The sequence below is a fragment of the Rhodopirellula islandica genome (assembly GCF_001027925.1).
Taxonomy (GTDB): Bacteria; Planctomycetota; Planctomycetia; order Pirellulales; family Pirellulaceae; genus Rhodopirellula; species Rhodopirellula islandica.
Window position 1 is genome coordinate 24,681 of record NZ_LECT01000048.1, and the last position, 13,089, is coordinate 37,769.

Below are 13,089 nucleotides of genomic sequence, written 5' to 3' on the forward strand. Positions count from 1 at the left end.
CTCAAATCTCGCTCTTACATCTGTAGCCGAGGGCGCTGGCACCCACAGCGTTCTTTCTCAACTGGACGGGAAGCACCAGTCACGATTACTTCACCAGTTCGATCTTGCCCGGTCGCCAGGTTTGGTCGATCCAGGGTTGTTCGGGGCCGTAGATGCGCAGGGCGATGAACCAGCTCTTGCCGGGGATGGTCTGGAGCCAGTTGCCTTCCTGGCCTGCGGGCGCTTTCGGCGAGAAGTAGATGTCCATCGATCCGTCCGCGTTGGTCTTGATTCCCTCGTCCTGACTTCCCTTGGTCGGGAACTGCTGGTCCGTTTGAAGCTGCGAGCGGGTTTGGGTGTCATACATGGTGATCGCCCAGAAATCCTTGGCTGGCGGGTTCGGCGGAATCCGGAGCCGGTATGTCTTGGAGCCATCCAGAACCTTGCCCTCGGAATCGAGCATTCCCATCGAGTAGTCCGATCCTTTGCCAGCAACGGTCATCGCCATCGCAGGCGAGACACAGATGTAGCCGAAGTGGAACAGCACGCGTGGTTCGAGGCGATAGGCGCCGTTGCGAGTGAAGCTGGTGTCCTTGTCCGCAAAGGCAGTTACCCAGGCATCACCGTCCTTGTAGGTCAGGTTGCCAGGATCACGCGGGAAGTAGCTGATGGCGCGGGCGGCGCCGTTACCAATCGCGGCGGCGTCAGTGAGGATCTTCTTCATGCGTGCATCCGGAGCGAAAGGCTTGCCCTTTTCGATACCGATCGCCGCCATCATTCCCCTGGCTTCCGGGCCGAGATACGACTCGGGTTCGGTCTGCATCAGTCCATGCAGTTTTTCAAACGCGCTGTAATCATTCGGAAGGATCACGTGCATGTCCTTGCCGGATACGTTGATAAACTCGGTGGCCGGGGGGGCATCCGCGGTCGACAACGGATAGACTTTCAGCGTGCTGCGGATGTTCTTCGACGCGGCCGGGACGGCCTCTTGGATGGGCATGCTCTTGTCGAGATAGCCGCGCATGAACACCCAGACTCCACTGGTTTTTGACGGGACAACGAAGTAGCCCTCGGGGACGTCCCCTTTGTAGCCGGGAGGAAGCACGAGGTACTTGCCGCCCTTGCCCTTGTCAGGACCCGCCACGCCGAGGTCGACCATATACTGGAAAGCCATGTCGTCGAGGATGCCGAGCATTCCCTGCGGCAAGTCGACAACGGTCGGGCCGTCTTTGACCAGGTCAAGAAAGCCAACCGCGTACATGGTCGACGTATTCCCGGTCAGCAGGATGGACTTGGAGTCCATCAGATTGTCCCAGATACAGATCTTATGGCAGGCGTCCGCGCCCATCGCCGCCTGCCCTTCGCGGAGGGCGTTGACAGAGAGGGCGGGGATCGAATTGAGATAGACGTTCACGGCCCGCGAGGTGTCGAGGTAGTCGTAGACGGTCTCCACCGTGTTCGGCTTCGGCACTCCGTCAAAGTACTCGAGCGTGCCGATCGATGTTTCGACGCTTTCCCGAGCCTTGATCGACTCCGGAATCGGCGTGGTCATTTTCGGTTGCGGCGATTGCGCACGGGCTTGCGTGGCCATGGCTATCGCCAGCGCGCAGGTGGCAACGGCGATTTGTGACGTTGAAAATCTCGACAGCATCGGTTGGTTCCTCAAGAAGGGTGTGATTTCGGTATCGGGATTCGGATTGTCATCGGATGTCTTTTCGGATTCGCCAAAGCAGACGAAAGCCAAAGCCTAGGACCACGAGAAAACCCAGGCCGCCGGCACCGGACTCACCGTAGAGACGTGGTGGAACGTTGTGGCTTAACAGCATGGGTCCATGTTGGTTCACGATTTCAAAGAGTTGCACTTCACCGTATCTCCGGCAGGTTTATCCCCAACCGGTTTTGAGGTTTTCAGCAAATCGGAATTCGCTGAATGGTGTTGATTGATTCCAGGAATGATCTCTCGTCGAAGAATGGAAACATCTTTGGGTGCCTCAATACCCAAGCGAACTTTGTTTCCGTGGATTCCAAGGACGACGACCTCGACGTTCTCGTTAATAAAAATGGATTCCTCTGGTTTTCGTGTTAACACAAGCATCTCTGTACTCCCTTACCGAGGTTAAAAGTCAGGCTTTTTTCAGTGGTCAATGTCATTGGATTGTTTCCCCGTGGCTGGGGCTTCTAGCCGCAGTAGTTTTTTGTCTAACAACTGGGGCTGGAAGCCCCAGTCACATCAGTCAACCAATTCGATTTCACTTGGACGCCAACTTCTGTCGTACCAGACTTGCGTCGGACCATAGATCCGCCACAACATGTTCCAGCCCTTGGAAGGATCGGTCTGGATCCAATTCACGTGTCCCTGAGTTGCCAAGGGGCCATCAGGCTTCTTCGGGCCGATGTAGACGTCATAAGAACCGTCCGCGTTTTGCACGGTCGCCTTGTCGATACTGGTGACACCCGGGTAGGGATTGTCGGTTTGCAACAGCGAGCGGGTCTGGTTGTCGTAGACAGTGATGTCCCAGAAACGCTCGGCGGGAACGTTGGCGGGAAGGTGGATCTTGTAGGTCTTGCTGCCATCGAGGGCATTGCCTTCGGCGTCGCGCAGTCCCATCACATACTGGGATCCCGCTCCGACAGGTGGTTTGACCATCGCGGGCGTGATGCCGGTCGCGTAGAAGTGGAAGCGGACCCGCGAATTGATCAGACTGACGCCGTCGTTGAGAAACTCGTAGCTGCCACCAGCGAATCCTAGCTCCCAGCTTTTGCTGCCCGGCCAGATCGCGGTGTCTTCCGTGTCGCGGTTGCGAAACAGGATAGTGCGTTGGGCGGCGGTGCCGACTGCAGCGGCTTCAGCGAGGATCTTCTTCATGCGGGCATCCGGTTCGAAAGGCTTGCCCTTCTGGATGCCGATGGAGGCCAGCAACCCGAGGATCTCGGAACTCTCGGCCGAATTTGGCTCTTCCTGGACCGTGATGTTGACCTCGTCGAAGAAGGTCTCATCTTGGGCGTGCAGGGTGTTGAAGTCCTTCATCGCTGTGTTGACCCAGTTGACTTCCTTGGCCTCGCTCCCCAACGGGTAAAGGCGGAAATGCTCCTTCATGTTCTTGACCACGGGAACCGGGTCGAAGTCCGTCATGAAGCCACGCATCGCCAGCCAGTGGCCGTAGGTTTTCGACTTCTTGACGATGTAGCCATCGGTGGGCAATTCGCCTTCGTAGTCCGGCGGCACCAACAGGAACTTCCCGCCCTTGCCTTTGTCATCGCCGGCGTTGCCGAAATCACAGACGTAATGGAACCACGCATCGTCGATGATCCCCAACACGTTGGGCGGGGTCTCCATGACCATGGGACCGTCCTTCAAGTCGATCCACATAAACGTGTAGACCACCGTGGTATTGCCCGTCAGAAGCAAGCCTTTGGAATCCAGACGTCCGCCCCAGTAAATCATGGTCTCGTTGTCCGGGCCCCAGTTTTGGATGCCCTTGCGAAATCCCTGCAGCGAAGCCGCGGGCGTGGTCATGATCATGGCCTCGACGGCGCGGGAGAAATCCATGTGATCCCACACCTTCTTCGCAGTCGCTTCGGTCGGGAATCCGTCAACGAACTCCAAAGCCCCGAGGCGTGTTTCCGTTCGATCGGGGGTGACGACATTTGCCGGAATCTGGGTGGAGTATTTCATTGCCGGTGGCTGTGCTTGAACGCTGGTTGAGAGAGAGCAGAGAGTCAACGCTGCCAGAGTGAACAGGTGGTGGTTTCGTCGCGTGCTCATCGTGTTTCTCCTACTTTTTGAGTGACTGTTCATAACGATGGTTGTGGGTTGAACCCTGAGTTAGGACGGCATGATGTAATTCATGAATGTTTCCATGCGAATCATGACGCGACGTATGAGGTGGGTTGCCTTCACCGAATCGGTGTAGATGGCGGCGGTTCCGGTCGCGCCACCGGGCAACTCGTGAATGTCAAACTCCGGCCCCGCGTCATCCAGCGTGAGCACGACACCGAACGGCAGCGCCTTCTGGCTGCTTGACGGTGCAGCAGCCACCACGCCCGTCGGCTGGAGTTGTCCCTGCGGTGTGATGTAGGCAATCCGATCCACCGTCGCAGTAAGCGTTCGGCCTGGGTAGAGCTCCAACACAACGTCTGCTTTCTGACCTGGCTTCACATGACGCAACCGGTTCTGATCGACTCCAACCGCGATTTGTGCACTGGATGAATCGACGAAAGCCATCCAGGTGCGAACGGGAAACGCTGCCACTCGTTGGCCTGGTCGCAATGTCATCCCGACCACGAAACCGTCCGCTGGGGCCAAGACGGTGGTTTGAGCAAGGTTGTACTGAGCGGTCGCCAATTGAGCTCGCAATTGTGCGACCTGCGTGTTTTCGCCGTTGATCGTCGAAGCAACCGCAAACTCCGCTTTCTGCTTTGCCGCTTGAGCCGCCTTCAATCGTTCTTGCGCCTCGATGACGCCGGTGTTGACGCCATCTATCGAAGACTCCAACGCAAGTTGGGCCTGTTGTTGCGAGGCCTGGGCGGACTCAACCGATGCCATGGCCAGTTCCAGGTTCCGCGCTTTGGTGGCCGCTTCTTCCGGAGACGTCGCGTTGCCCGCAAGCAGTTTTTGAGCACGCTCATTATCCGATCGAGCCAACTCTCGTTGTGCCTGAGACTTGGTAACGTTGGCCTTCGCTGCGATGAGAGCAGACTCCAGCGAGGCGGCTTGTTTCGTCGCCGCTACGATCGCGGCTTCGGCCTGAGCGACGTTCGCATCCGCTTCCGCGAGGCCGGCGGGCAGCATCTTGGAAGTTTGTTCGGCTTCCTTCAAGCCAGCCAATAGCCGATCCACTTCGATTTGATAGGGTTGGGGATCAAGACGAAACAAGACGTCGCCTTTGCGAATCGGCTTGCTGCCGGGCGCGTTGACTTCGATCACTTCGCCGCTGACGTTGGGAACGATTTCAACAACAGTGCGGTAGACATTGACCACGCCCGAAGGGGCGCCCCATTGCATCGGAATGAACAGAACCACCAGCAGCAGCACCATCCAAAGGAGCGGCGAGAGCTTCCAGAACAGGTTGAACTGGATGACTTTCAATTTGACCAGAATGGCTAAGAACGCCACATAGATCAGGGTCAGAAATAGGATCACGACACGTCTCCTTTCGTCGAAGTGGCGGCATTGCGAGACTCGGCGTTTCGAGCGTCCACCGGTTTGTAGTAAGCCCAGATGAACGCTACCGGTAGCAGCAGCCCCATGGTGATGACGCCCCACCACCCACAGACGCTGACGGCGTCGGCTTGCGGGTGGTTGCGCCCGCGGGCAATCCGACCGGGCGTCATCCCCAGCAAGACCCAAACGCCAACCAGCGTGAGGCCCAGAACCGCGAGGATGGTGATCGCAAAGACATCAAGAAATCCCATGGTTGCATTCCTCCTGTTTCTGATCTCGAGAACTCTTCGGCAAGAGTTTCACTTCATTGAGATGGATTGAATCGCATTGAAAGAACTTGAGGTCAGCTGGAATCACTCGCCTCTCAAAGTGTTTGATTCTTCGTTGTTGAATTCTCGTTTGCACCATTGCAGGGCTCACAGTTGACGGAGAGGATCTTGTATCGGAGTTGGTAAAGGCTATTGAGCACGCCCATCAGCGCGGCTTGATCTTGGACCTGTCCACTCAACGTCGCCACGGCCGGTTGGTTGTCGGTGGAGCTTGTCTGAATTCGCATGCCACCTAAACGTCCAGACCACTCTTCGCTCAGCTCTCCCTCGACGACAATCCGGTAGCAGGCGGAAGTTCCCGGTTGTATTTGCGGCCATCTTCTTTCATCCACCATTGATTTTCGTTTGCCTCCACGGATTGCTTGTTCCTGGGGTCTTGCACTGCAAGTATCTGGCGGCGAGGGCGAGTGCACATCGCTCACAACGAGTGAGAAATGAGGGAGCGCAAATTTCGCAACAGGAGTCCTGGGGCTGACGCCCCAGGCTTGAAAACAACGCCGCTCCGCGGCTATTCCTGGATGCAGCCGCGGAGCGGCGAATTTGCCTGGTTCGTGACTGAAGCCTCCAGCCCCTGCTGAGGAGAAAGCTGCGGCTGGAAGCCACTGCCACTTCACTCTTTGACGAGACCGAGCTCTTTTGCCTTCTGTACCGCTTCGCGGCGATTCTTGACGTGCAGCTTCTCGAAAATGTGCTTGACGTGCGTTTTCACCGTCCAAACCGAAACGCTCATCGACTTGGCGATCTCTTTGTCGTAAAGTCGCTGTGCCAGCAACTCCAGCGTGTCACGTTCGCGATTGGTCAGCGTTTCGATCAGTGAGCCATCTTCCTCGGTCGTTGGCTCGGCCAGTTCGCTGTCCTTTTGTTGATCCGGCTTCGGAATTTCCGCCAGCAAGCGATCAACAAATTCCGCGACCGCATCGTCAGCGGTGAAGCCGTGTAACAGCTCCGCCATCGGTTCGCCCAGTTCCACAAAGAAAAGGATGCAGTCACCGGGTTGTGCAAGTGCGACTGCTCTGTGCAATGCTTCTGCCGACTCTGCGTTTCTGTCACTCCGGTGCAAGACCAACGATTGCAGCAGCAATGCTTGAATCAAATTCAGTGTGTTGTGAGTTTCCTCACTGGTCTGCACGTAGGCTTCGAGTCGTAGCTCGGCTTCCCGCAAACTGGCCTCAGAGTCCTCCGCCAACAACGCGCGGCAGCGGGTAACACAGGGGACTTCGTGCCAGAAGATCAATGCCGCCTCATCCGCCGGCGCGGCCGATTTCAACCAGCGAGAAACAGGCGGCCGGTTGCCTCGAACGATTGCTAGTCTCGCTTCGCAGGAGTGAAAGACATCCGCCGAGAGCCGAAGCGAATCAACGAATTCTCGTAACATCCGCATCGTGGCTTCCGCTTCGAACCGCTCTCCGTTCATCTCGTAGCTCAACGCCAACGCAGCCATCGCGTCCATGGCGGCTCTCGAATCCAGAAGGTAACGACGGTCGACCGCCTTGTTCAGGCAACCAACCGCAGCGGCGTGTTGGTTCTGCCACAAGTGAATCAATCCCTGCATGTAGTCACGCCAACTTTCCGCGTAGATCGATCCATTGTCCGCTGCGATTCCCTTCATTCGCGACGCGGCAAATATCGCATCATGAAGATGAGCCGAGATCATGTGAATCATCACAGTAGTCGCAATCGCTCGGATTTGCCGAGTGGGATGCATCGCATGCGTGTTAGCAAGGATCGACTGGAGCCGCTCGAGTGCCTGTTCCCGCTGACCATCCATCTGACTCGCCAGCCCCAGGACCAGGTCCGTCTCGCTAAGCGCTGCGTGATGGTCAGCCGGAATCCGCTCGATCGCATGATGCAGGTGTCCTAGAGAGTCAGCGCAATTCCCAGCGAAAAACTCGAGATAGCCGCGAAACAAGTCCACCTCGCCACGCATCGCACTGGCCGACGCCCGATCCAACAATTGTCGCTCAGCAATGAGCGGCTCCAACTGATCAAGGACCGCCGAGAATTCCTCGAATTGGAGGTGAAAGTAGAGCACCCAGACACGGGCGAGCAAAAGTTCTGGTCGCTCACCGATGATGGACTCGGGCAACAAGTCAAGCCATCGCTCAAGCTCGTACGACGCATCTCCTGTAAGCGTCTTGAGCCGCGCGTTGGCGACGATCTCGGCCGCCTGTTCGCTTCGCCCTGCTGCCAATGCATGCCGGATCGCTTCGTCGATCAGCCCTTGCTGAGAAAACCAATCGCTGGCACGACCGTGCAGGCCGCGAACCTCGCTCGCAGGGTGCGTGTTATCCAGTTGTTGCGTGAGCAGATTCTGAAACACCTGGTGATAGCGAAACCAACATTCCTGAGCGTCGAGCGGAACGATGAACAGATTCTCTTGCCGCAAGCGTTGAATAATGTGTGCACCCGTCATTGCAGAATCCGGCGAATCACCTGACGGTTGGCAGACCGCCTCGACCAGAGGAGCACAAAAGCGATCCAAGATGGACATCTTCTGGAGACAATTCTGAAACGGCAAGGGTTGCCTGCCGAGCACCTCATGCAATAGGTAGTCGTAGACTTGATGAACTCCGCCTTGCAATTGCGACACGAACGCTTCCTTGTCATCGCAATTTCGAATCAACATACCGACCAACTGCAAGCCGACGATCCAACCTTCCATGAGTTGCTCGAGTCGGCTGAGGGCCGCATCGCCTACGGTCACGCCAGTGATCTGACTCAGCACCTCGCTGACTTCGTCTCGAGTGAAACGGAGATCCTGCTGCCGAAGTTCCGCCAACCACCGGTTGCCACGCAGAGCCGCCAACGAAAACGGTGGATCGTGCCGGGTGATCACGACCAGTCGCATGGGGCGAGGAGGATGCTGCAACAGATTCTCGAGCAGGCCATGGACATCGCCGCCGGCAATCAAGTGGTAATCATCCAGCACCAGTACGAAGGGCTCGTCAATTGCATCGAGATCATTGCCCAATGCATCGGCCAGAACGTTCACCGTCGGTAGTCCAGGTGCCTGCAGAACAGACGTCGTGTCGGGACAAGCACCGGAAAACTGCCCCTCCACCGCGGCCACAACATAGGTCAAGAACGACCTCAAATCACTCTCGCCTTCGCTCAGCGAAAGCCATGCGGCGCGGCGCTCGTTGTGCTTTGCAAGCCAATCTGCCACCAACATGCTCTTGCCGTATCCGGCTGGCGCGCATACCAGGATCAACGGCACATCGCACGCTTCATCCAAGATCTGTAGCAAGCGATCTCTGGAGACGAAATCAGACGGAACCGTGGGGCGGTGAAATTTTGTACCGAGAATCGATACACGCAGCGATTGGCTGTCCGAGGATGCCATCTCAACGCGTGTTTCGCCTTCGCCCCAACGCTGGGCGCGAGCATACTCAGTCAACTCCGCGACGTTTGCCAAGTCCAATGCTTTAATGATGCGTCGCCGCGCCGTCTGGACCTTGCTCGCACTTGTCTCTCGAGCGGCGGCAATCTCCTTGACCGAATGGCCTTCGGCAATCATCCGTACGATCGACTCATCACTTTCACTCAGTCCGCCGTCGCGGTCGTGCGAGTCCGATCGATTCAGCAGTCGCACGTATTCCGAAACAACGACGCCAGAAATCGCGGGACTCAGATAGATGTCATCGCCATGCACCGCGCGAACAGCGTGCACCAACTCTTCGGGGGCGCTTTCCTTCAAGACGTAGCCGGCGGCCCCGGCGCGAAGCATTTTTTGAACAAAACGTTTGCCCGAGTGAATCGATAGTGGAATCACTTTCACACGCGGAAGCGTTGAAACGATTTGCCGTGTTGCCTCGATGCCATCGGTGCCCGGCATCGTGATGTCCATGACGATGACATCTGGCAAAAGTTCACCGGCCAATCGAATTGCTTCCTCGCCGTCACCTGCCTCACCAACGACTTGGATGTCGTCTTCGTCATCCAACATCATCCGCAGCCCCTTGCGGAACATCGCATGATCGTCAACGACCAATACCGAAATCGTCATGAGTGGCTCTCTGGCGTGGTCGCGGATCTGTCCGAATGGCCGCAAGGAACGATCAGTTTCGCCTGACAACCCTTGCCCGGTTCTGAGTCGATCTGCAACGAGCCACCGAGGTTCATCATCCGTTCTTGGATACTGAACAAACCGAACCCTCCTTCTGAACTGGCCCGAAAAGCTTCCGAACCGGCGTCAAATCCAACCCCGTCGTCCGCGACAGAGATTTTGATGTGATTGCGGGTATGCTCCGACGTGACAACGACATGGCGAGCTTTCGCATGCTTCACCACGTTGATAAGCAGTTCGCGGACGCTGCGAAAGAGCAGTGCATTGACATCGTCGCCAACAGCATTTTCCGGCGCCGCTGGCTCGGCCTGACGGACGATTTGAGTCTTGAGGCCGAAACGATTCGAAATTTCTTCCTCCAACCATTCTTCGATCGCCTCGTCGAGCCCGAGCTCATTGAGTGACGGTGAACTGAGATCGTAAACAAGGTGCCGGGTGTCTTGAGACGCTTTCAAAATGGTTGACGAAAGTTCATCGAGCTTGGCACCCAGTTCGGGCGAATTCATTGACTTTCGTGCCCCTGCCAGTTGAATTCGGGCGAGCGCAAGCGTCTGTCCAACATCATCGTGCAGATCCACAGCGATCCGCCGGCGTTCACGTTCTTCGGCAACGGTCAACTCTGACGCGAGTGCTTTGAGTCTCGTCTGGTGCTTTTGAAGAATCGCTTCTGCCTCTTTTCGTTCCGTGACCTCCTTCTGCAATTGGGCGTTGTGGTCTCGAACGGATGATGTGTAGCCCCGCACTCCCACGATCACCGCTGCGCATAGCCCCATTGCGATCAGCGTTTTGAACCAAGCGGTTTCGAACCAACGTGGATGGACAACGATCGCGATTGTCGCCCCTTCCTCATTCCAGATGCCGTATCCACTGCTCCCCAACACATCAAACCGATAACTTCCAGGAGGCAACGCCGTAAAATGGGCAACTCGCTGATTGTCAGCCTCGACCCAGTCGTCGGCATGCCCTGTCAGTCGGTACCGAAACTCAGCGGCATCGGGCTTGGCATGTGTCGCGGCAGTGTAATGGATTGCCAATCGGCGCGTCCCCGACTGAAATTCCACCGTGTCGTGGCCGGCTACCGCGGCGCCATCAACGAGCACCTGTTCAATGTGCACCGGCGGAGCTTTCCGGATGACATTGATCGCGCCGGGAGGAATTTTTACGGTGTCGCGTTTCCGTGTGACCCACACCGATCCGTCAGCCGATCTGGCCATCTTTGGATAACCGATGCCCAATCGTTGACCTTCCACCGACAGTGGCATCCCTTGGCAATCAAGTTGATCAATCTTCCCTGCGGTCAAGTCCTCCAGGCTTTGTTTGGAAACGAAAAAGACTTTGTCGGGCCCGCCGATCCATAGGTTGTCGTCGGGATCATCCGTGATGGCAAAGACACGGTTTGCCAGCAGGCCATCGCGAACGCGCCAATTTGTAAACTTCCCGTCCCTCATCCGGCACAAACCGCCGCCCAGGGTCCCCAACCAAAGGTCGCCGACTTCATCGATGTAATGAGATCGGAAATCGGCGCTCGGCAAGTCGTCAAGCAACGGATTGCTGACACGCTCTGTCCCGCGATACAAGCCGTCGTTTGTTCCGGCATAAAGTTCGCCCGTGACGTCTTGGGCAAACCAATGGACGGTTCGATTCTGGAAGGCTTCGATTTCGACAAAGCGATCTTCATCCCGTCGCGCGGCACCCCCGTCCAGGTAACCCACCCACACGCTGCCATCACGATCCTCGGCGATTGCTCCGACAGGTTCTTTGCGAAGTCCATCGCGAAGCAAATACGTCGACAAAGTTTCGCCGGCCCAGTGAGTAACCCACTTCTCTTTTTGCCCGATCCAAAGCGACCCATCGCTACCTGGTGCCAGCGTCAGAGAGCGAATGAGTTTGGAGAACCGATCCACGGTGAGCGTTTCCGGACCACTTCTCGCTGCAACATGCGAGAGTCCCGCGTTGGAGCCCAGCCAGACGCCGCCATCGGATGCGGAAAGGACACAAGCCGCAACGTGGTCGAAAGAAACAGCCGAAGCGGGCGTCAATTGACGCAGGCAGCGAGGCGAACCGTTGGCACCCAGCCACAAACTTCCCTCACGATCATCCGCGATACAACTGACACCGATACCGAACCAAGGCGGACTGTTCGTCTCCGGTTGACCCTGATGCAATCGTTTCAGCTTTCCGACCTTCCCCGCATACCAGATCACGCCCAGACGATCCTGATAGACCAGTCGAATGCTTGAGTTCGGCAAAATGCGATTGAGCACAACACCTTTGAAATGGATCAGCCCCGCCGTGTCGGTGCCCACCCAAAGGCTGCCATCGCGATCCGCTTCCAGTGCATTCACCGCGAGGCTCGCTCCTGCGGGCAAAGTCAACTCAACGTTCACGGCGGCGGAGTTCGCGTCGTCCCAGCGAAACAAACCGTCCGGCCCGCCCATCCAGAGACTGCCTTCACGGTCTTCCGCCATCGAAAAGACTTGCTTGGGTGCGCGCTCGAGCGGTTGAAATTCACCACTCGCCTGCGATCGCCACGTGCCTGAATCGGTACCCACCCACAGCGCACCGCCATGATCCTGATGAATCGAACGAATCCTTTTGCCGGAAAGTTCCTGCGCCGCCTTGGCCTCGCGCAGTCGCCCAGTTTGAAACGCAACCAAACCGCCCTCGTCAGAGCCGACCCAAAGAGTGCCATCGCGGCTCTCAAGCAACTGCGTCATGCGCTCCGAAGCGAGCTCCGGCGTGTTGCCCTGATCAAAGGTGGTGAACTTGACGCCGTCGAATCGGCACAGACCTGCGCCGGTTCCAACCCACAAGTAACCGTCTTGAGTTTGCAGGATGTCGAACACTTGGTCCGAAGGTAGTCCATCACCTGGTCCCCAAGCGTTGTTGTGCAAACGATCAATCCGGCGATCGTCATGCAGGCGACCGGAAGCTTCCTCGGTCTGCCCCAGGCTCGGCCGCGCAACCAAGATGAGCATGAAGCCAATCAGCGAGAGACGACAAAACCATTGCAAGTCAGGCGATCGGGCTTGCCGAGATTCTCGCATTCAATACCGCAGTTTCATTGATTGAATCGATTGAGATGGTGAAGCCTTAGTGTATTCCACTGCCTATTTGCTTGCACGCAGCATTGAGACGCGGTTTGGATTGTCTGCTTCGGCGTCAGCAACGATCGCCTGCGTAGTGGCCAAGAAACTGTGTCATCGCCAAGAAACCCGAACGAATTCGCAATAAGCCATGCTTGCCGTGATAGTCCCCTCCGGCGAGACAGCTTCATAGACAGGCGAGAGCCCATGCCTCACGCGTCGTCGACAATTCCATTGGCCGATCGCGTCCACTGGACGCCCTCTCCGGGGCCTGACGCCCCGGCAATGACTTTGTCGGCCCATCCGGGCCTTGTTGCCTCAATCAGCCGGAACCCGCCAGCGTCCGGTTCGTCTCCGGTAACTGTGGGCGATCGCCCTTCGCCTGATAACTCAATCTGCAAAACAGATTGATTCAACTGTCCCGCACGTCCGCCAACCCAAACCAGTCCCGAAGGGGCGACAGAA

General features: G+C 57.0%; 8 protein-coding genes. All 8 read right to left on the bottom strand.

The window, feature by feature from the left end; genetic code table 11:
- Window positions 1-85: 85 nt before the first annotated feature.
- On the bottom strand, window positions 86-1,630 hold the full coding sequence (locus tag RISK_RS24340; RefSeq protein WP_083435162.1) for a DUF1254 domain-containing protein: 1,545 nt from the start codon (window positions 1,628-1,630) through the stop codon (window positions 86-88).
- A 189-nt stretch (window positions 1,631-1,819) separates the two neighbouring features.
- Window positions 1,820-2,074 (bottom strand): carbon storage regulator CsrA, encoded by a 255-nt coding sequence (gene csrA / locus RISK_RS30335; protein ID WP_083435153.1) that lies wholly within the window; start codon window positions 2,072-2,074, stop codon window positions 1,820-1,822.
- A 135-nt stretch (window positions 2,075-2,209) separates the two neighbouring features.
- Window positions 2,210-3,745, bottom strand: coding sequence for a DUF1254 domain-containing protein (locus RISK_RS24345; RefSeq protein WP_047816933.1), 1,536 nt, complete (start codon window positions 3,743-3,745; stop codon window positions 2,210-2,212).
- 60 nt (window positions 3,746-3,805) lie between these two features.
- On the bottom strand, window positions 3,806-5,122 hold the full coding sequence (locus RISK_RS24350; RefSeq protein WP_150122698.1) for an HlyD family secretion protein: 1,317 nt from the start codon (window positions 5,120-5,122) through the stop codon (window positions 3,806-3,808).
- Complete coding sequence (locus tag RISK_RS24355) at window positions 5,119-5,394, bottom strand: DUF3302 domain-containing protein (RefSeq protein WP_047816935.1); 276 nt, start codon at window positions 5,392-5,394, stop codon at window positions 5,119-5,121. Before RISK_RS24355 ends, RISK_RS24350 begins: the two co-directional genes overlap by 4 nt.
- A gap of 113 nt (window positions 5,395-5,507) precedes the next feature.
- Window positions 5,508-5,699: a hypothetical protein gene (locus RISK_RS24360; protein WP_047816936.1), complete on the bottom strand. Its 192-nt coding sequence runs from the start codon at window positions 5,697-5,699 to the stop codon at window positions 5,508-5,510.
- A 383-nt stretch (window positions 5,700-6,082) separates the two neighbouring features.
- Window positions 6,083-9,478, bottom strand: coding sequence for a response regulator (locus RISK_RS24365; RefSeq protein WP_047816937.1), 3,396 nt, complete (start codon window positions 9,476-9,478; stop codon window positions 6,083-6,085).
- Complete coding sequence (locus tag RISK_RS24370; RefSeq protein ID WP_160311501.1) at window positions 9,475-12,516, bottom strand: sensor histidine kinase; 3,042 nt, start codon at window positions 12,514-12,516, stop codon at window positions 9,475-9,477. The genes RISK_RS24365 and RISK_RS24370 overlap by 4 nt, the downstream gene beginning before the upstream one ends.
- Window positions 12,517-13,089: the final 573 nt, after the last annotated feature.